Raw genomic sequence first — 19,041 nt, 5'->3', positions numbered from 1 at the left:
TGCGGCGTTTAGTAGGTGGAGAAGCACACATTACGTTACGCTAATTCTCTATTCGTGATCACCCCGCGTCCGGTTGGCGGACATCGATGTCGCTGAGATAGGTGACGACGGTCACATGGGAGGTTGCCGCCGTCAGCGCACCGATGACCAGCACCATGAGGACGACGCCGAGATAGCCCGCCGAACCGATGGCGAAATTGCCGAACAAGGCGGTCGCCTGATCGGCCTCAGGCGTTGCCATGTTGCGCGACGACCACCATGAGAAGACGATGAAGACGAGCACTGCCGCCGCACCCCCGGCGGCTGCGCCTTTCATGCCGGTGACCAGAAAATGGTGGCGGAATTCGCGCGCGATAAAGCGCGCTTCGGCGCCGACGAAATGCAGCACCTCGATGATGTGGCCGTTGCCGGCCATGGCGCCGCGCGTCGCGAACACCACGGTCAGCACGGTTGCCGACAGCATCAGCGCCAGCACGGCGATGCCGATTGTCACCGTGGTACGGGCCATGGCCACCAGCCGGTCGACCCAGGTGCGATGGTCGTCAAGTGCTGCACTGGGCAGCTTCGGCGTGATCGCGGCGCGCATTGCGGCGAAGTCGGGCGGATTGTTCTCGTCTATGGTGACGATGACCAGCCGCGGCACCGGCAGGTCGTCGATGTTGAGACCCGAACCCAGCCACGGCTCCAAAAGCCGCGCGGTGGCATCGCGGTCGACGATCCTGGCGCTCTTCACGCCAGGAAATTCGCCGGCGATCTGCGAGGCCTGGGCAAGTGCTGCCTCCATGTCGAGGCCGTCTATCGGCTTGATCTGGATCGTCGCCTCGCGGGAGATCTGGTTCTCCCAGACCGAGGCGGTGTCGCGCACCAGCGTCACCGCGCCGAAGGTCAGGCAGGACAGGAACGTCATGATGGCGATGACCAGGACCAGCGCCCGGCCGGCGATGTTCTGCGCCGGCACGATCGGCGCCATCTTGCGCTGAACGCGCTGCGTCGTCGCAGCCTTCCCGGCGTGCTGGTCTTCGACATGGTGAACGGAAAGGTCAGTCATAGATATCCAGCCTTCCGCCGGCCAGGATCATGCGCCGCGCGTCGACCTGTTCCATCAGGCCGAGGTCGTGCGTTGCGATCACCACCGCGGTGCCCAGTCGGTTGAGTTCGATGAACAGCCGCAGCAGGCGCCGCGCCAGCGGCGGATCGACATTGCCGGTCGGCTCGTCGGCAAGCAGGATCTCGGGCTGCTCGATCAGTGCCCTGGCAATTGCGGCACGCTGTTTCTCGCCACCCGACAGCACCGGCGGCAGCACATGCATACGCTCGCCAAGGCCGACCCATTTCAAGAGCTCGGTCACGTCGGTGCGGTAGCTCGCCTCCTCGCGACCGCGCACGCGCAGCGGCAAGGCCACGTTCTCGTAGGTCGTCATGTGGTCGAGCAGGCGAAAGTCCTGGAACACGACGCCGATGCGCCGCCGCAGATGCGGCAGCTCGGTGCGCGAGATGCGCGAGCGGTCTTTGCCGAAGATGGTGATCAGCCCGCGCGTCGGCTTGAGCGACATGAACAAAAGCCGCAGCAGCGTCGTCTTGCCGGCGCCCGAAGGGCCGCTCAGGAACTGGAAGGAGCGCTCCGGTATGTGCAAGGAAATGTCGCGGAGGATTTCCGGACCCATGCCATAGCGGAGGCCGACATTTTCGAAGCGGATCACGTTCGACGACCTGAAGCTTGCGGCGGCGACGAGCCAGCCTTCTCTGAGAAAAGACCATCGGCCGGCATGGTTAACCGACGGTTAATTCTGAGGTTTTTTGGGCGCGTCACAGGGGTACCGATGGGGAAGCGTTAACCATTTCCGTTTACGCAAAAGAAACGAAGAGCGAACAAGTTCCGTAGTGCTGGGGCCATGATGGCTGAGGATCGAACCGCGCGCCCGGTTTCCGGCGAAATCATGGCCGACACGGCCGCCGCGCCGGAACGCATCATGCGTGATCCGGCCGACGACATCGTCGATGCCGACTACGAGGTGCTGCCGCACCGCACCGCCAGCATGGACCCTTCACCGCCGCTTTCGCGCGTAATCGCCACGCCATCGATCGAAGGCATGGACATGCTGCGCAAACCCGAAGCCACGATGGAACGGCTGCGGGCGTCGCGCGGCGGGCCGATCTTCTGGATCGCCGGCCTCGGTGCCGCGTTTGCAGCCTTCTGGATCTCGGGCGGGCACGCGCTGGTGCGCCAGGCGCCGCTTCTTCTTGCGGCACAGGAAACGGGCGCTGCACTCACCATTTCAGGCGTTACGTCGCGTGTCGATGCGTCCGGGCCGACACCTGTCCTGTTCGTTGGTGGCGAGGCCGCGAATGACGGCGCCAGTCCGTCGCCGTTGCCGCCGCTGGAAATCCGGGTCACCGGCAATGACAGGCGCACAACCCGCTATACGCTGGAGACATTCAACCGTTCACTGGCGCCCGGCGAAAGATTTGGCTTTTCGAGCCGGCTCGACATGCCTAGAAACGGGGTCAAGACCGTCTCGGTCACCTTCGCCAACTAGGGCGATCATTTCTGGAAAGGCTGCCAATGCCAGTCGTGCGCGGCAAGGATATCGAGGTTCTGTTTTCGGCGTCGGCGATTGCTCGCCGCAATCTGGAGCTCGCCAAGGAGATCGCCGAGCGCGACTATCAGGACCTTCTGGTGATTTCGGTGCTGAAAGGATCGTTCATTTTCGCCGCCGATCTCATCCGCGCCATGCACGATGTCGGCCTGTCGCCCGAGGTCGAATTCATCTTCATCTCCAGCTACGGCGCCGGCACCACCAGCGGCGAGGTGAGGGTGCTGCGCGACATCGACAACGAGGTCGCCGGCCGCGACGTGCTGTTGATCGACGACATTCTCGAATCCGGCAAGACGCTGTCCTTCACCCGCGACCTGATGCTGTCGCGCGGCGCCAAAAGCTGCGCCATCGCCGTGCTGCTCGACAAGCGCATGCGCCGCCAGACCGCGCTCAACGCCGACTATGTCGGCTTCGACTGCCCCGACTATTTCGTCGTCGGCTACGGCATGGATGTCGCCCACGCCTTTCGCGAACTGCCGTTTGTCGGCGTCGTCAAGGGCGACGCCTAGATTTATCTTCGATGCCGTTTGCGGTTCAGGAAAAGTCAACTTTTCCCGGCGAAACTTTCCGCTATGGCAAAGCTCCTGATCGTCGAGGACGATGAGTCCGTCCGCACCCTCGCCGCCCGCGCGCTCGAACGCGCCGGGCATATGATCGACATCGCCGCCGACGGCGCGCAAGGGCTTGCCCTGATCCGCGCAGCACGTGGCGGCTACGACCTTGTCGTCTCTGATATCCGAATGCCGGAAATGGACGGCATCCAAATGGCCAAGGCGGCGGCGTCGCTTTTCCCGACGATGAAGATCTTGCTGATGACCGGCTATGCCGACCAGCGCGAGCGCGCCGAGGAATTGAACGGTGTCATTGTGGACGTCGTGCAAAAGCCGTTCACGCTGGCCGAAATCCGCGCGCGTGTCGAAAAGGCGCTCGCCTGTTTTGCCTAGAATCCAAGCCTAACCGCGGTCAGGCCGGATCGCAGGTCGCCGCGATTGCCGGCGCGCTGCTCCGGTGCCGGCTGGCATTGAGCGCGAACAGACCGGCGCCGATGATGAGGGCGGCGCCGACCACGGTGGTCGATCGCGGCACTTCGGCAAAGAACAGGAAGCCCCACAGCGGCGACCAGATGATGCCGGTGTATTCGAAGGTAGCGACGCTGTTGGCGGGTGCCAGCCGGTAAGCCTGCGACAACAGGATCATCCCGGCCGAGGCGACGAAGCCGCAGGCAGCCATCGTCAGAAAATCGACCGGCGTCGGCCAGATCCATGGCCTGACCAGGAATTCGAGGCTCGGATGCGTGGCGTGAGCAATTCCTGCCAGCCAGAACAGCCCGGCGACTGCTGCAGCGCCCAGGAGATAGACGCCGTTCTGATAGAACGCCATGACCGTGGATGATTCGGTGTCGCCGATCCTGCGGGCCATCAACTGCGAAAAACCGTACAGCACCGCCGAGGCCAGCGACAGCAGCGCCGCCCAGTCGAACAGCCCGGCACCGGGCCGCAGCATCACCAGCACGCCCAGCATCCCGACCACGACGGTGACCAGCGTCTGCCACGCCACCCGTTCGCCGAGATAAGGGCCGGCAAGCGCCATGATGAACAGCGGTGCCATGAAATAAAGCGCCACCGCGTCGGCAAGCGGTAGGGCGGCGATCGCCAGGTAGTAGACCGTGTAGGAGGTGAACAGGATGAAGGCGCGCATCGTCAGCATGCGAAATCGCTTTGAAAAGATCGCCCTGAGCCCGACATCGGCATGAACCAGCACGAGAAGAATGGGCAGGGCGACAATCGAGCGGATCGCCATCACCTCGGTCACCGGATATGTGCTCGATACGGCCTTGATCAGCGGGTCCTGGAGCGAGAACACCAGAACGCCGAGGCAAAGGCTTGCCATGCCGAGGACGATCCGGTTCTGCATGTTTTTCGACGGCTCCTTGCGTGTGCGGCCCGAGAGCCGGGCCCGCGTTCGGGCAAAAAGAACCCGCCACCGTTTCGGGCAGCGGGTACGAGTGAGGACTGATTGGTCCGCGGCCGATTTCGCAGCCGCATATCCAATGGGTGAAGCGACTATTATCCGCCGTTTGACATGTTGCAAACGAATTGGAATGATGCCAGCAATCAGATTTTCTTATGACGGACAAATGAAGCCCACGCTCGACAGCGATCTGCTGCGCACCTTCGTCGCGGTTGCCGACACCGGCAATTTCACCAAGGCGGCGGAGCAGGCCGGCCGCACCCAATCGGCGGTTTCGATGCAGATGAAGAAGCTCGAAGATGTGGTCGGCGACAGCCTGTTCGAGCGCGGCTCGCGTGGTGTGGCGCTGACGCGCCGCGGCGGCGAACTCATCGTCAACGCTCGCCGGATCGTGTCGCTGCTGGACGAGACGGCGGCATCGATGGTCGCAGCGCCGCTTGGCGGGCCGGTGCGCATCGGCATTCCGGAGGAATATGGCCACGCGATCCTGTCGCGCGCGCTCGGCGCCTTTGCCAAGCGCCATCCTCAGGTCGACATCACCGTCCGTTACGCGCATTCCGGTGCGCAGATCGCGGCGCTCGCCGCGGGCGAGCTCGATCTGGCGGTGGTGTTCGAATGGCAGGATCTCTCCGGCGGTGAGGTGCTGATGCATGACCCGACCGTATGGGTGACGTCGGAGCTGCATCACATGCATGAGGAGCGGCCGGTGCCGATCGCGCTCTACAACCGTGCTGGCTGGTGCAAGGATTTCGCCATCAAGTCGCTGGAACAGCGCGGTCTCGCCTATCGTGTCGCCTATACCAGCGATACCAATGGCGGCCTGCGGCTCGCCGTCACCTCCGGGCTGGCGATCGCGCCGATCTCGCGCAGCAACATCCCCGCCGGCTGCCGCGAACTTACGGCAGCCGATGGGTTCGGCGACATCGATTCCTCGAACGTGGTGCTGCGGCGCAATCCGAACGCCTCCGGCGAGGCCATCGACGGTATGCAAGAGGCGATTCGAGAGGCGTTCACCGACCGCTAGAGCAGGACGGCTTTATTTCAGCTCCAGCAGCCGCTCCAGATAGCTGCGCTCGATGTCGGGGCTGAGCGCGTTGCCGAGCCGCTTGCGGATCGCTTCGAGGATCTGGCGGGCGCGCTGCACGTCGATCTCGTCCGGCACCTTCACCGAATCGCCGAAATCGGGACCTTCGGTGGCGCGCGGCCGGCCGAGCGGATCGCGGTCGGCGTTCTGCTGGCGGCCGCCCCGCTCGCCGTCGCCCTCGTCGCCCTGCATGGCCTGCAATTGCTTCATCATGTCCTTGGCGCCCTTGCGCAGCGCTTCCAGCGCGCGCCCTTGATGACCGACGGCCTGGTCGCCATCGCTGTCGCCAAGCGCCTGTTCGGCATTGCCCATGGATTTGCCGGCCTCGCCAAATCCTTCATTGGGCTCGAGCCCCATGCCTTCGAGGCCCTTTCTCAGCTGGTCGAGCTCGCTTTGCAGCTTGCCCTGGCCTTCCTGCAACTGCTTCAGTGCGTCGGCGAATTCCTCCGGCGTCATCGGCTTCGGGCGGCCGAGCGGATCGCGGTCTTCCCCTGGGCCGGGCTGCTCGCCCTGTTCGCCCATTTGGCCCTGCTCACCGTTCTCGCCGAGCTGCTCTTCGCGATTCTGCCCGCGCTGTTGCTGGCCGCGCTGCATCTGGTCCAAGCGGAAGGTCTCGTTCATCATCTCCTGCTGGCGCCGCATGATCTCGCCGAGCTTATCCATCTGCTGGCGCATTTCGCTGTTCTGCTGGCCGCCCTGCTGCTGACGTCCGGCCTGCAGATTGTTCATCATGTCCTGCAGTTGCGAAAGCAATTGCTGCGCGCTGTCGCGGTCGCCTGATTTCGCCAGGTTTTCGATCTGGTCCATCATGCGTTCGATGTCGCTCTGGCGCAGTTCCTGGCCGTTCTGCTGCATCTGCGGCGAGTTCGGATTCTGCTGTGCACGCTGGGCGAATTCCTGCAGGAACTGGTTCATCGCCTCGCGCAGTTCCTTCATCGCCTTGTCGATTTCCTCGTCGCTGGCGCCGTTCTTGATCGCGTCCTGCAGCGCCTGCTGAGCCTGGCGCAGCCGCCGCTCGGCCTCCGAAAGATTGCCTTCCTCGATGCCGACCGCGATCTCCCACAGATAGGCGACCTCGTCGCGCAACTTGTCGTCGTTGTCGGCCATCTTCAACCGGGTGCGGGCGCTCATGATGGCGAGGTAGTGCGCCATGTTGTCGAACGTGTCTTCGGGCCTGAGCGTGATCGCGTCCATCAGGTCGAGCACGCGGCTCTTGGCGTTGGCGTCGAGCGCCAGCACGCGGCGCTGCTCGATCACGGCCCTCGCCAGCGGGTTGGAGAAAGGCCGCTCCGGCATCACCAGCGTCTTGGTTTCGCTGGTTGCCGTATGTCCGGCATCGTCGGTGGCGACAAGCCTGAGCTTAATGTTGCCGCCGGCCCAGACATGCTCGGTCAGGTCCTTCGTTGTCTTGGCGGCATTCCCCTTGGCGCCGCGGCGCGGCAGCGTCAGCGGCATTTCGGGCGGGCCATAGAGCGGATGCGCATTCGGCGCCGGTGGATCGGCCAATACGAAATCCGCCTTGGCGGAGGCCGCGCCATAGTCGTCGTCGATCTGGTAGTTGAGTTCGAAGGAGCCGTTGACGGCGCGTTTCGGCTCGCCGACGAAGCGGATCTGCGGCGGCTTGTCCGGGATCACCGCGAAGGCCCAGTTTCCGAGTTCATCATTGCCCGATTGCAGCGTCAGCGTGCCGTTGGCGGTCAGCTTTCCGGTAAACTGGCGCACCGTGGAGGGCGTTGCCGTGGAGGGCGTTGCCGCCGCCGGCTTGGCCGCGTCGGCCTGCTGCCCGGCCGGCTCGATGGTGCGGGCGTTGCCGTCGGCGTCCGCGTAGCTCAGCGTTTCCTCGCCGGAACCGCCGGTGACGCGCAGCGACACATCGCTGCCTTCCGGAACAGTGAAGGTGGGCGCAGCCTGATTGCCATTGTCGGCGAGGGCTGGGTTGGCGAGGGCTGGGGACGTGAGGAAGACCGGCGGCCTGCCGGTGTAGGCCGGCGGCGTCACCCAGGCGTCGATGCGCGGCGGCACGGCGTCCCGCGCCGCGTGGGCACTGAACCCGTCTGCGATGCGGCCGCCCGACGGTCCGAAGGAGAAGGCAAAGGCGGTGACCAACAAAAGCGCCGCCACGGCGCGCAGCCCCCACGGGTCGCGCTCCGGCACCCGGGTGCGCGGCAGGTCGCCACCGAGGTTGCCGAGTTTTTCGGCCATGCGTTTCTGGTGCTCGCGCCACAGCGCTTGCGAAAATATGCTTTCCCTGCCGCTCGGCCGGTCGGTCTGCACCAGCACCGGGCTGTGCAGCAACTGGTTGGCCGCCTCGATGCGCCGGTCGATCTCGGCGCTGGTCGGCACGCGGAAGAAACGTAGGGGATAGAGCGCGGCAAGGGCTGCGATGCCGAACACTGCCATGAGGCCCATGCGCGCCGCGTCGAGCAGCAGAAGGAAGAGGCCGAGCCACGAGGCGCTGAGGAACAGGCTGGCGACAATGAGCAGCGGAAGCAGCAACGGCCAGCCACGCTCGACCGTCATCGAGACCCGCGTCGCCAGCCGGCTCAGGGCAAGGCGCCCGGCCAGGCTGCGATCGCTGGTGAAGGTGGGTCGTTGCGTCATCGGCCCTTCCTGCTCGGGCGGGATAACCCGAACCTCACAAATCTATCGCACCGGCCCGAAAATCGGATGCGAAGGACTCAAAGTTTTAGATGCACGTCACTTGAAGCATATCAACAAACACGGCGAAGGCGAGGCGGTTCCCGAAAACGTGAACAATACTGCCTCCATTATCGTCAGAATTTAGCCGGATTGGCGTTTGCACCGCAGACCAGCACGGCGACACGCTCGCCCGCAGCCGGCGCGTAGCGGCCGGACAGGAGCGCTGCGAACGCCGCTGCGCCGCCCGGCTCGGATATGATTCGCACCCGGTCCCAAAGCGCCGCCTGCGCGGCGATGATCTCGTCGTCGCTGACCAATATGGAACGCTCGACGAAGGCCTCGGCGATTGGAAACATCATTTCGCCGACGCGCTTCGGCGCCAGCGAATCGGCGGCGATGCCCTCGGTCGGCGCATCGACGGGCCGCCCGGCCTCGAAGGCGCGATAGAGCGTCGGCGCACCCTCGGGCTCGACGGCGATGATCCTGATGCGGCCGGCAAACCAGGCGGCGATGCCGCCGATCAGGCCGCCGCCACCGACGGCGACCAGCAGCGTGTCGAGCTCCGGCAGGTCAGCCTCGATCTCGAGGCCGAGCGTGCCTTGCCCGACAAGCGTTTCCTCCTGGTTGAAGGCGTGGATCTGCAGCGCGCCGGACTTTTCCGCGAAACTTTCGCTGGAGGCCAGCGCCTCGGCATAGCGCGCGCCGCCGACGACCAGCTCGGCGCCGTAGCCGCGGATGCGTTCCAGCTTGGCCGGCGGACTCACTTCGGGAACGAAGATCGTCGCCTTGTGGCCGAGCCGCATGGCGGCATAGGCGACCGCGGCACCATGATTGCCGCCGGATGCGGCGACGACGCCGGCCGCGGGAACCGGCCGTTCGAGAAGATTGGTGAACGCGCCGCGGGCCTTGAACGAGCCGGAATGCTGCAGACATTCCAGCTTCAGGTCGACGGCACGAGGCGGACGGCCGAAATCGGCCATGTCGACGCGCAGCACCGGCGTGTGGCGCACGAATCGCCGGATGCGCGGCTCCATTGCGGCGATGCGTTCGCGTGTGATCCTATTGCCGTTCAGCATGGCCTGCTCCCGTGGGTTGACATCACTTAGTAACTTAGCAAAATGACTAAATGCAAGAGGTTGATGTCTTCAAGGCGATTGCCAACGAGCGCAGGCTGCAAATCCTCGATTGGCTGAAGGATCCGCGCGCGCATTTTCCACGCCAAGCGGATGGCGATCTGGTCGAGGACGGCGTCTGCGCGCTGCTGATCGCGGAAAAGCTTGGCATCACCCAGGCGACGCTCAGCGAGCATATGCGGGTGCTCACCCAGGCCGGCCTTTTGCGCAGCAAACGCATCAAACAGTGGACATTCTATCGCCGCGACGAGGGCAGGATCGCGCAGACCAGGGCGCTGATTCAGGACCGGCTGTAGCGCTGCAGGCGCTCTAGTTGTGAGCATGGCTATTGAACAGACATGCCCGGCCGGCGTGCTGCCGAGCGAAGAAGCTGTCCTCTGCTCTACGGCCCCGAGCCTATCCATGAAGGCGAAGCAGTTGCGAAGGCAATCATTGAGACCGTCGAAAGGCTAAACCGGTAACGCGCCTAGGGAATGAAAGCCCGCGCCCTCTGGGAGATGGACGCGGGCTGATCGGAGGACACCGATTGCAGCATCGGTCTGCGAGAACATGCTGCAAAACTTCAAACTGTCGTCTAGAGCCTTTGTTCCAAACAAAAAGCCCGCCGCACCTTTCGGCACGGCGGGCGTCAGTCTGAAGAGTTCGTCAGTCGTACACCTTCACAATCTTGCGGGTAGATGGGTCGACCAGGACGGTTCGGCCATCGACGACTACGTAGCGGTACTGAACGTCCGGCACCTCGTAGAGCTCGACTGTATCGGGCAGAGCTGTGCCGATGTTGAGCTCCACGCCGAGAAGGCTGACGGATGCCATCGGTTTCTTTTTCACGTATTCCCGGATCACAGTATCCTGCTCGGGTTGAATGATGACGACGTCCTGGGCGGCGGCGGCGCTGACACCAACGAGCAGAAGGACTCCTGCCGCGGCCGAGGAAAGTTGCTTTCTCATATTACCTCCAAGCAAACTCCGCTGCGGCGCTTCATTGCTGCCGCGACGGATTGCTTAGCTTGAACGGTGCGGAGCAATTCTTGTTCCACTGGCAGTGCGCGAATCCGCTTACACAAACGCGCGCCCGCTCAAGGCTTAGGTGTTTAGTCCCGGCATTTGATTGGTGGGATCGAGTCGGAAGCGTTCGGGCTCTTTTGCCCAGATTTTGCAGATGAACTCATGGGATCGTGGTCTATTCCAACCAATCAGGCAGCGAATCCAGCCCGATCAGCTCGTCATAGGTCTGGCGCGGGCGCACGACATGGAAACGGTCGCCGTCGACCAGCACTTCGGGCACCAGCGGCCTGGTGTTGTAAGTGCCGGCCTGCACCGCGCCATAGGCGCCGGCGGTGGCGACGGCGATCAGGTCGCCGGCCTTGAGCCGCGGCAGGTCGCGGTCGAGGCCGAGATAATCGCCGGTCTCGCAGACCGGGCCGACGACGTCGACCGTCATGCGCGGCGCCGCGGCCGGCTGCTGCACCACCGGCTTGATGTCATGGAAGGCGTCATAGAGTGTCGGCCGGATCAGATCGTTCATCGCGGCGTCGACAACCAGGAAATTCTTGGCGTCGCCCGCCTTCACGAAGATCACTTGCGAGACGAGGATACCGGCATTGCCGACGATCAGCCGGCCCGGCTCGAACATCACCTTCAGCCCGAGCTTGGCGACGTGCTTCCTGACGATCTGGGCATAAGCGTCCGGCAAGGGAGGCGGGCTGTTGTCGACGCGGTAGGGAATGCCGAGGCCGCCGCCGAGATCGATATGCTCGATGGCGTGCCCGTCGGCACGCAGCGCGCCGACCAGCTCCACCAGCAGCGCGAAGGCGTCGTCGAAGGGCTGCAATTCGGTGATCTGGCTGCCGATATGGGTGTCGATACCGGTGACCTTGATGCCAGGCAGTTCAGCCGCGCGGGCATAGACCTGGCGCGCCTTCTGCCAGGGAATGCCGAACTTGTTCTCGGCCCTGCCGGTGGAGATCTTCTTGTGGGTCTTGGCATCGACATCCGGGTTGATGCGCAGCGAGATCGACGCGACCTTGCCCAGCGCCGCGGCGCGGGCCGACAGCAATTCAAGTTCCGGCTCGGATTCGACGTTGAAACAGAGAATGCCGGCCGAGAGCGCAAAATCCATTTCGCGCGCGGTCTTGCCGACGCCGGAAAACAGGATCTTGTTGGCCGGAATGCCGGCGGCCAGCGCGCGGCGCAGTTCGCCTTCCGAGACCACGTCGGCGCCGGCGCCAAGTTTTGCCAGGATCTTCAGCACCGCCTGGTTGGAATTCGCCTTCATGGCATAGCAGACCAGCGCGTCGAGCCCGGCAAAGGCCTGCGCAAACACGCGGAAATGCCTGGTCAGCGTCGCCGTCGAATAACAATAGAACGGTGTGCCGACGCTTGCGGCGATATCTGATATCGCCACGTCCTCGGCATGGAGCAGGCCGTCGCGGTAGTCGAAATGGTTCACAACAGAGATTCCGGAAGTTGGAGCACGATGAGATCGGCCGATCTCATCGGCTCTAGATCAACGGGTCGAGAATGAACTTCTTGTCCTTGACCGGTTTTTCCGGCTCGGGCGGCACGGGCTGCTCGGCCTTTTGTGCGTCCTTGCGCGCCTGCACGGCCGCCTCATAGGGCGTCTCAAGGCCGGCTTTCCTGCCGCAGGCCGTTACGGTTGCCAGCGCCGCCAGCAGCGCGAGCGTCACCAAAATCCTGCTTGCGGTCATCGATCCATCCGTCCGAAACTTTTGCCCGCCGCTTTTAGCCGAGTTTTTCTGGCATTGCACCTAGTGTGGTGGATTTGAAGTTCCTGGCATTGATGGCATTCACGTTGAGGAACTTCAAATCCAAAACCACACTAGAATTCATTAGTTAACTCGTGCGGCTTTGAATCCGAAATTCGCTCGCCGCGCTGCTCCAACGTGATGCGAATTTCGGATTCGCCGCACGAGCATCACGCCTTGGCGATGTGCTTTTTCCAGTATCGGATCTGCTTCCTCACTTCCGACGGCGCGGTGCCGCCGAAGCTCGTGCGGCTCTTCACTGAGTTCTGCACGGCAAGCACGGAAAACACGTCCGCCGTGATGCCGGGGTGAATGGACTGCAAGTCTTCCAGCGGCAGCCTGTCGAGCCCGATCTTCCTCTCTTCGGCCAGCGCCACCGCGCGGCCGGTGACATGATGCGCCTCGCGGAACGGCAGGCCGAGCGTGCGCACCAGCCAGTCGGCGAGATCGGTCGCGGTCGCATAGCCTGACCCGGCGGCCTTCTTCATGGCGGCGGCATTCACCGTCATGTCGCGCACCATGCCGGTCATCGCCGCCAGCATCAGGTCGAGCGTCTCGGCGGCGTCGAACACGGATTCCTTGTCCTCCTGCATGTCCTTGCCATAGGTCAGCGGCATGCCCTTCATCACCGTCAGCAGGCCGACCAGATGGCCAGTGACGCGGCCGGTCTTGCCGCGAACCAGTTCGGCGGCGTCGGGGTTCTTTTTCTGCGGCATAATCGAGGAGCCGGTAGAGAATGAGTCCGACAGCCTGACGAAGCCGAATTGCGGCGTCGACCAGATGATGATCTCTTCGGCCAGCCGCGACAGATGCGTCGCGCAGATCGCCGCCAGCCCTAAGAATTCAAGCGCGAAATCGCGGTCCGAAACGCTGTCCAGCGAATTGCGCATCGGCTCGCGGAAGCCGAGCGCCTTCGCCGTCTTGTGCCGGTCGATCGGAAAGCTGGTGCCGGCAAGGGCGGCCGCGCCGAGCGGGCTTTCGTCCATCCGTTCGATGGCGTCGCGAACACGCGACAGATCGCGCGAAAACATCTCGACATAGGCCATGCAGTGATGGCCGAAGGTCACCGGCTGCGCCGCCTGCATATGGGTGAAGCCAGGCATCACAGTTGCCGCATGCTCCTCGGCCCGTTCCAGGAACGCCGTGATCAGGCCCTTCAGCGCCTCGGCGACCCGAAAGCACTCGTCCTTGACCCACAGTCTGAGATCGACCGCCACCTGGTCGTTGCGCGAACGGGCGGTGTGCAGGCGGCCGGCGGCCGGCCCGATCAGCTCGGCAAGGCGAGCCTCGACATTCATGTGGATGTCTTCCAGCCTGGTCGAGAACTCGAACGTGCCGGCTTCGATCTCTGCCAGGATCGTGTTCAGCCCGTGAGCGATTTTTTCTTGATCGGCCGCCGAAATAATGCCCGTTTGCGCCAGCATCTCGCTATGGGCGATCGAGCCTCTTATATCCTGCGCGTAGAGCTTGCGGTCGAACGTGATCGACGCGTTGATGGCTTCCATGATCGCGGCCGGACCCGAGGCAAAACGTCCCCCCCACATCTGGTTGCTGGCCTTCTTGTCGCTCATCGCTATAACCCGTGCTCCGGAGCAGTTTTTAAAAAATGGCAGACGGCAATCGATTTTTTCCGGCCCCGCGCCTCATCCTCGCCGCTTTGGTGGCGGGCGTGCTGGCCGGCGCGGTCGCGGTATATGTCAGCGAGAGCGGTTCTGGCAACAACGCGCCCGCTCAAGTCGCCGTTGACGACAGCAAGGACGATGTCGCCTGTGCCGCCAAGGCTGACCGCGCCAAGACGGTCGCGGCGGCTGCCACCGGCCAGGTTGCCGCACTCTTGCCGGCCGATCCGCCGCAATCGCTGAAAAGCCTTGCCTTCAACGACCCTGGCGGCAAGCCGATGACGCTCGCCGACCATGCCGGCAAGACGGTGCTGCTCAATCTGTGGGCGACATGGTGCGCGCCGTGCCGCGCCGAAATGCCGGCGCTCGACGCGCTGCAGAAAGAAATGGGCAGCGACGCCTTCGAGGTCGTCGCGGTCAATGTCGATGCCGGCGACGACACCAAGCCGAAGAAGTTCCTCGAGGAAACCGGCGTCGAGGCGCTCGGCTACTACCGTGATTCGACGATGGCGCTGTTCAACGATCTCAAGACGCGCGGCCTGGCGCTCGGCCTGCCGGTCACCATGCTGATCGACGGTGAAGGCTGCCTGATCGCTCACATGAACGGCCCTGCCGAGTGGTCGAGCCCCGATGCCAAGCGGCTGGTCGAGACGGCGCTCGGCAAGTCGGACTAATGCATGTCGCGCAAAAATGCGCAGTGCGATAACGACATGCGTCAAAACAAGAACCTAAAGCGCGTCGCATGAATCCATTCAAACGCGACGCGCTTTAGGCGCCGGCGATTGACGGTCCCCATCGCCCTTGTTCGAACAGTAAGCCGGCTTGGCAATTCCTTTCCATCGATTCCCATTGGCAAGCGTGCACCACTTTAAGTGGAGATCGAGTTCATCGATCCGCAACAAAACCGTTGTCCAATTGTCACGAGCGGCACATATTGCCTTTGCGAGAGTGCCCTTTCGCCAATGACAAAACGGGAGATGAAACATGAAGTTCTTCGGCTTCGCGGCCGGTGTCGCCGCCACCATGACCCTGCTTTCCACCACCTCCGCTTTCGCCGTCACGCAGATCAGCTGGTGGCACGCCATGACCGGCGCCAACGCCGAGGTCGTCGACAAGATCTCCAAGGATTTCAACGCCAGCCAGAGCGACTATGAGCTGGTTCCGGTGTTCAAGGGCACCTATCCCGAGACGCTGAATGCCGGCATCGCTGCCTTCCGCGCCGGACAGGCGCCCGATATTCTCCAGGTGTTCGATGTCGGCACCGGCGTGATGATGGCGGCCGAGGGTGCGATCAAGCCGGTGGCCGAGGTGATGACCGGTGCCGGGATGACCTTCGACAAGAGCCAGTATCTGCCCGGCATCGTCGGCTATTATTCGAAGCCGGACGGCACCATGCTGTCCTTCCCCTACAACTCCTCCTCGCCGATCCTCTACTACAGTAAGGACATCTTCCAGAAAGCGGGCCTCGACGTGAGCAGCCCGCCGAAGACCTGGAACGAGGTGTGGGAAGCTGCCAAGAAGATCAAGACGAGCGGCGCCGCCTCATGCGGCTATACCTCGACCTGGCTGACCTGGATCCATCTGGAGAATTTCGCGGCATGGAATGATGTGTCGTGGGCCACCCAGCAGAACGGCCTCGCCGGCGGTGATGTCGAGCTCAAGATCAATGCGCCGATTTTCGTCAACCACTTCCAGGCGCTCGCAGACCTGGCCAAGGACGGCACCTTCAAATATGGCGGGCGCACCTCCGAAGCCAAGCAGATCTTCCTTGCCGGCGAATGCGGCATCTTCACCGAATCCTCGGGCGGCCTCGGCGACATCGTCAAGTCCGGCATGAACTATGGCATCGGCCAGCTTCCCTACGATACCGACGCCAAGGGCGCACCGCAGAACACCACGCCGGGCGGTGCCAGCCTGTGGGTGTTCGGCAACAAATCGGACGAGCAATATAAGGGCGTCGCGGCCTTCTTCGCCTACCTGTCCAAGACCGATGTGCAGGAATATCTGCACCAGAAGTCGGGATACCTGCCGGTGACGCTCGCCGCCTACGAGGCGACCAAGAAATCAGGCTTCTATGACAAGAACCCCGGCCGCGAGACACCCATCCTGCAGATGACGGGCAAGGCGCCGACCGACAACTCGAAGGGTGTGCGCCTGCCGAATCTGCCGCAGGTGCGCGATATCCAGAACGAGGAGTTGGAGAAGATGCTGGCCGGCCAGCAAACCGCTCAGCAGGCGCTTGACAACGCGGTCACGCGCGGCAACGCCGCGATCAAGGAAGCGCTAGAGAACTGACGAGATTATCTCGGTTGGTCGATTGGAATATCGCCCACGCGAGCTCGCGTGGGCGCCCCCTGGATAGCGAGGGAAAATCAGCCTGTCTCCACGCATCGTCTTTCCCAACAAGATCCTGCCCTACCTGCTGGTGGCGCCACAACTCGCCATAACACTGGTTTTCTTCTACTGGCCGGCCGGTCAGGCGCTTTACCAGTCGATGCTCAGGCAAGACCCGTTCGGGCTGAGGACCAAGTTCGTCTGGTTCGCCAATTTCCGCAAGGTGCTGGCCGATCCGGCCTACCTCAACTCGATCAAGGTCACGGTGGTGTTCTCGCTTGCGACCGCGATCGTTGCCATGGGTGTGGCCCTCTTGCTTGCGGTCATGGCCGAGAAGGCAGTGCGCGGCAAAGGCCTCTACCGCACACTGTTGATATGGCCTTATGCCGTGGCGCCGGCGATTGCCGGGATGCTGTGGCTTTTTCTGTTCAATCCTTCGATCGGCTCGTTGGCCTATTTGCTGAGAAGCCTCGGCATCGCATGGGACCCGCTGCTCAACGGCACCCACGCCATGATCCTGCTGGTGTCGGCGGCTGCCTGGAAGCAGATCAGCTACAATTTCCTGTTCTTCGTCGCTGGCCTGCAGGCGGTGCCGAAAACGCTGATCGAAGCGGCGGCCATGGATGGCGCCGGCGAGACCAAGCGCTTCTGGACCATCGTCTTCCCGCTGCTTGCGCCGACCACCTTTTTCCTGCTGGTCGTCAACACCGTCTATGCCCTGTTCGACACTTTCGGCATCGTTCATGCCGTCACCGGCGGCGGGCCGGGCAAGACGACCGAGACGCTGGTCTACAAGGTCTACAATGACGGCTTCGTCAATCTGATCCTGGGCGACTCGGCGGCGCAGTCGGTCATCCTGATGGCCATCGTCATTGCGCTCACTGCCATCCAGTTCCGCTACGTGGAACGCAAAGTTCATTACGGTTGAGGGCAGCGATGATCGGCCAGTCCCCGCTCCGCACCTTCATCGCCCATGCCGTGCTCATCCTCGGCATATTGATCGTGGCTTTTCCGATCTACTACACCTTCGTTGCCTCGACACACACGCTGCAAACCATCCTCAGGCCGCCGCTGCCGCTCTTGCCCGGCGGCCAGCTCTGGAACAATTACAGCGAGGCGCTGTTCGGCGGCATTGGTCGCATCGGCGGTGTCAGCGTTGGCCAACTGCTCCTCAACACCACGGTCATGGCGCTCGGCGTTGCGGTGGGAAAGATCTTCATCTCGATCCTCTCGGCCTACGCGATCGTGTTCTTCCGCTTTCCCCTGCGCATGACCTTCTTCTGGCTGATCTTCATCACCTTGATGCTTCCCGTGGAGGTGCGCATCCTGCCGACCTACAAGGTGATGGTCGATCTCGGCATGATCGACACCTATGCCGGCCTGATCATCCCGCTGATCGCCTCGGCCACCGCGACGCTGCTGTTCCGCCAGTTCTTCATGACCATACCGGGCGAATTGGTCGAGGCGGCGCGCGTCGACGGCGCCGGGCCATGGCGCTTCTTCTTCGATATCCTCTTGCCACTGTCGCGCACCAACATCGCGGCGCTGTTCGTGATCCTCTTCATCTATGGCTGGACGCAGTATCTTTGGCCGCTGCTCGTCACCAACAGCAACGATATGAACACCATCGTCATCGCACTGAGAAAGATGGTTTCCTTCGCCGATGCCGATACCGAATGGCACCTGGTCATGGTCACAGCGATGCTGGCCATTGTGCCGCCGATCCTGGTGGTTGTGCTGATGCAACGCTGGTTCGTGCGCGGCCTGGTCGAATCCGAAAAGTGAGAAGCCGATGGCGACCGTTGATCTGAAGGACGTGAAGAAGGTCTATCCCAGCGGGGTCGAAGCCGTGAAGGGCGTCTCCATCGCCATTCCCGACAAGGAGCTTTGCGTTCTGGTCGGCCCCTCCGGCTGCGGCAAGTCCACGCTGCTGAGGATGATCGCCGGGTTGGAGACTATTTCTGCCGGTACAGTCGCCATCGACGGCAAGGTGGTCAACGCCATTGGCCCGACCGAGCGCGACATCGCCATGGTGTTCCAGAACTATGCGCTCTACCCGCATATGAAGGTCTACGACAACATGGCCTATGGCCTGCGCAACCGCGGCACGCCGAAGGACGAGATCGACAGCAGGGTGCGCTCGACCGCCAAGGTGCTGGAGCTCTCGGCGCTGCTCGACCGGCGCCCGCGCGAGCTTTCCGGCGGCCAGCGCCAGCGTGTTGCCATGGGCCGCGCCATCGTGCGCAATCCGAAAGTCTTCCTGTTCGACGAGCCGCTCAGCAATCTCGATGCCAAATTGCGCGGGCAGATGCGGGTCGAGATCAAGAATTTGCAGCGCAAGCTTGGCGTCACCTCGGTCTATGTGACCCACGACCAGCTCGAGGCGATGACGCTGGCCGACGTCCTTGTTGTCATGAACGCCGGACTGGTCGAGCAAACTGGCGCGCCGCTCGACATCTACGAGAAGCCGGCCTCGATCTTCGTCGCTTCCTTCATCGGCGCGCCGCCGATGAATCTTCTGGCGCTGACCGGAAGTTCCTCAGGCCCGATGCTGGCCGACGGCACGGTGATCGGCTTCGCGGCCCCCGAAACACCAGCCGTGACACTCGGTTTTCGCCCGGAAGATGCCGACGTCACCTTCAATGCGGAGGCGCTGCCCGGTGCGCTCGTCCTGCCGGCGACAGTCGAGGCGGTCGAGCCGGTCGGTGCCGAAAGCTTTCTTCATTGTGCAGCAGCCGGCAGCCGTATCGTCGTGCGCGTCTCAGGGCGCGCCACCGCCAAGCCCGGCGACCAGTTGCGCGTCGTGGCCAGGGCCGAAAAGCTGCACTGGTTCGATCAGGCCGGTAAGCGGGTCGATTGAAGCCAGCCTGTCGTCCTGAACCAGCGAACTGCGAGAGA

General features: G+C 63.1%; 19 protein-coding genes. 10 read left to right on the top strand and 9 right to left on the bottom strand.

Annotated features, from left to right (window positions below):
• Positions 1-58: 58 nt before the first annotated feature.
• The gene (locus CIT26_RS15720; RefSeq protein ID WP_095493423.1) at positions 59-1,048 is read right to left on the bottom strand and encodes a cell division protein FtsX; all 990 of its coding nucleotides are present in this window, start codon (positions 1,046-1,048) and stop codon (positions 59-61) included.
• Entirely contained in the window at positions 1,041-1,700 is a 660-nt protein-coding gene (ftsE, locus tag CIT26_RS15715) for a cell division ATP-binding protein FtsE (RefSeq protein ID WP_010911739.1), read from the bottom strand. The genes CIT26_RS15720 and ftsE overlap by 8 nt, the downstream gene beginning before the upstream one ends.
• A gap of 192 nt (positions 1,701-1,892) precedes the next feature.
• On the opposite strand from ftsE, the gene CIT26_RS15710 reads away from it, so the two are divergent.
• The 3 genes from CIT26_RS15710 (at position 1,893) to CIT26_RS15700 (ending at position 3,541) form a co-directional block, all read left to right on the top strand.
• Positions 1,893-2,537, top strand: coding sequence for a hypothetical protein (locus tag CIT26_RS15710; protein WP_095493422.1), 645 nt, complete (start codon positions 1,893-1,895; stop codon positions 2,535-2,537).
• 26 nt (positions 2,538-2,563) lie between these two features.
• A complete protein-coding gene (hpt, locus tag CIT26_RS15705; RefSeq protein ID WP_095493421.1) occupies positions 2,564-3,106 on the top strand; it encodes a hypoxanthine phosphoribosyltransferase in 543 nt (180 codons plus the stop codon).
• Positions 3,107-3,169: 63 nt separating this feature from the next.
• Positions 3,170-3,541 carry a response regulator gene (locus CIT26_RS15700; RefSeq protein ID WP_095493420.1) on the top strand — a complete coding sequence of 124 codons (372 nt, stop codon included), beginning with the start codon at positions 3,170-3,172 and terminating at the stop codon, positions 3,539-3,541.
• A gap of 19 nt (positions 3,542-3,560) precedes the next feature.
• Here CIT26_RS15700 and CIT26_RS15695 read toward each other — a convergent pair whose 3' ends face one another.
• Positions 3,561-4,511, bottom strand: a complete 951-nt coding sequence (locus CIT26_RS15695) for a DMT family transporter (RefSeq protein ID WP_095493419.1) — start codon at positions 4,509-4,511, stop codon at positions 3,561-3,563.
• 223 nt (positions 4,512-4,734) lie between these two features.
• Here CIT26_RS15695 and CIT26_RS15690 point away from each other — a divergent pair, with 223 nt between their 5' ends.
• The gene (locus tag CIT26_RS15690) at positions 4,735-5,592 is read left to right on the top strand and encodes a LysR family transcriptional regulator (protein ID WP_095493467.1); all 858 of its coding nucleotides are present in this window, start codon (positions 4,735-4,737) and stop codon (positions 5,590-5,592) included.
• Between the two features lie 12 nt (positions 5,593-5,604).
• On the opposite strand, the gene CIT26_RS15685 is transcribed toward CIT26_RS15690, so the two are convergent.
• Together CIT26_RS15685 and CIT26_RS15680 are read right to left on the bottom strand one after the other, a co-directional pair.
• Positions 5,605-8,253, bottom strand: coding sequence for a TIGR02302 family protein (locus tag CIT26_RS15685; RefSeq protein ID WP_095493418.1), 2,649 nt, complete (start codon positions 8,251-8,253; stop codon positions 5,605-5,607).
• 173 nt (positions 8,254-8,426) lie between these two features.
• Complete coding sequence (locus CIT26_RS15680; RefSeq protein WP_095493417.1) at positions 8,427-9,368, bottom strand: threonine/serine dehydratase; 942 nt, start codon at positions 9,366-9,368, stop codon at positions 8,427-8,429.
• Between the two features lie 50 nt (positions 9,369-9,418).
• On the opposite strand from CIT26_RS15680, the gene CIT26_RS15675 reads away from it, so the two are divergent.
• Positions 9,419-9,721, top strand: coding sequence for an ArsR/SmtB family transcription factor (locus CIT26_RS15675; RefSeq protein ID WP_095493416.1), 303 nt, complete (start codon positions 9,419-9,421; stop codon positions 9,719-9,721).
• A gap of 349 nt (positions 9,722-10,070) precedes the next feature.
• Here CIT26_RS15675 and CIT26_RS15670 read toward each other — a convergent pair whose 3' ends face one another.
• The 4 genes from CIT26_RS15670 to argH form a co-directional block, all read right to left on the bottom strand.
• Positions 10,071-10,373, bottom strand: coding sequence for a DUF1236 domain-containing protein (locus CIT26_RS15670; protein ID WP_095493415.1), 303 nt, complete (start codon positions 10,371-10,373; stop codon positions 10,071-10,073).
• Between the two features lie 232 nt (positions 10,374-10,605).
• Positions 10,606-11,874: a diaminopimelate decarboxylase gene (gene lysA / locus CIT26_RS15665; protein ID WP_095493414.1), complete on the bottom strand. Its 1,269-nt coding sequence runs from the start codon at positions 11,872-11,874 to the stop codon at positions 10,606-10,608.
• Between the two features lie 52 nt (positions 11,875-11,926).
• Positions 11,927-12,133 (bottom strand): lipoprotein, encoded by a 207-nt coding sequence (locus tag CIT26_RS15660; RefSeq protein WP_095493413.1) that lies wholly within the window; start codon positions 12,131-12,133, stop codon positions 11,927-11,929.
• A gap of 227 nt (positions 12,134-12,360) precedes the next feature.
• Positions 12,361-13,761 carry an argininosuccinate lyase gene (argH, locus tag CIT26_RS15655; protein WP_095493412.1) on the bottom strand — a complete coding sequence of 467 codons (1,401 nt, stop codon included), beginning with the start codon at positions 13,759-13,761 and terminating at the stop codon, positions 12,361-12,363.
• Between the two features lie 35 nt (positions 13,762-13,796).
• Here argH and tlpA point away from each other — a divergent pair, with 35 nt between their 5' ends.
• From tlpA to CIT26_RS15630, 5 genes are all read left to right on the top strand, one after another.
• Complete coding sequence (gene tlpA, locus CIT26_RS15650) at positions 13,797-14,483, top strand: thiol:disulfide interchange protein TlpA (protein ID WP_095493411.1); 687 nt, start codon at positions 13,797-13,799, stop codon at positions 14,481-14,483.
• Between the two features lie 310 nt (positions 14,484-14,793).
• The gene (gene ugpB / locus CIT26_RS15645; protein ID WP_095493410.1) at positions 14,794-16,104 is read left to right on the top strand and encodes a sn-glycerol-3-phosphate ABC transporter substrate-binding protein UgpB; all 1,311 of its coding nucleotides are present in this window, start codon (positions 14,794-14,796) and stop codon (positions 16,102-16,104) included.
• 82 nt (positions 16,105-16,186) lie between these two features.
• Positions 16,187-17,071, top strand: coding sequence for a sn-glycerol-3-phosphate ABC transporter permease UgpA (ugpA, locus tag CIT26_RS15640; RefSeq protein ID WP_095493409.1), 885 nt, complete (start codon positions 16,187-16,189; stop codon positions 17,069-17,071).
• An 8-nt stretch (positions 17,072-17,079) separates the two neighbouring features.
• Complete coding sequence (gene ugpE, locus CIT26_RS15635; RefSeq protein ID WP_095493408.1) at positions 17,080-17,928, top strand: sn-glycerol-3-phosphate ABC transporter permease UgpE; 849 nt, start codon at positions 17,080-17,082, stop codon at positions 17,926-17,928.
• A gap of 7 nt (positions 17,929-17,935) precedes the next feature.
• On the top strand, positions 17,936-19,003 hold the full coding sequence (locus CIT26_RS15630; RefSeq protein WP_095493407.1) for a sn-glycerol-3-phosphate import ATP-binding protein UgpC: 1,068 nt from the start codon (positions 17,936-17,938) through the stop codon (positions 19,001-19,003).
• The last annotated feature ends 38 nt before the right edge of the window (positions 19,004-19,041 follow it).

It is taken from the genome of Mesorhizobium temperatum, assembly GCF_002284575.1.
Lineage (GTDB): Bacteria > Pseudomonadota > Alphaproteobacteria > Rhizobiales > Rhizobiaceae > Mesorhizobium > Mesorhizobium temperatum.
This window is presented reverse-complemented; position numbering and strand designations above follow the sequence as displayed.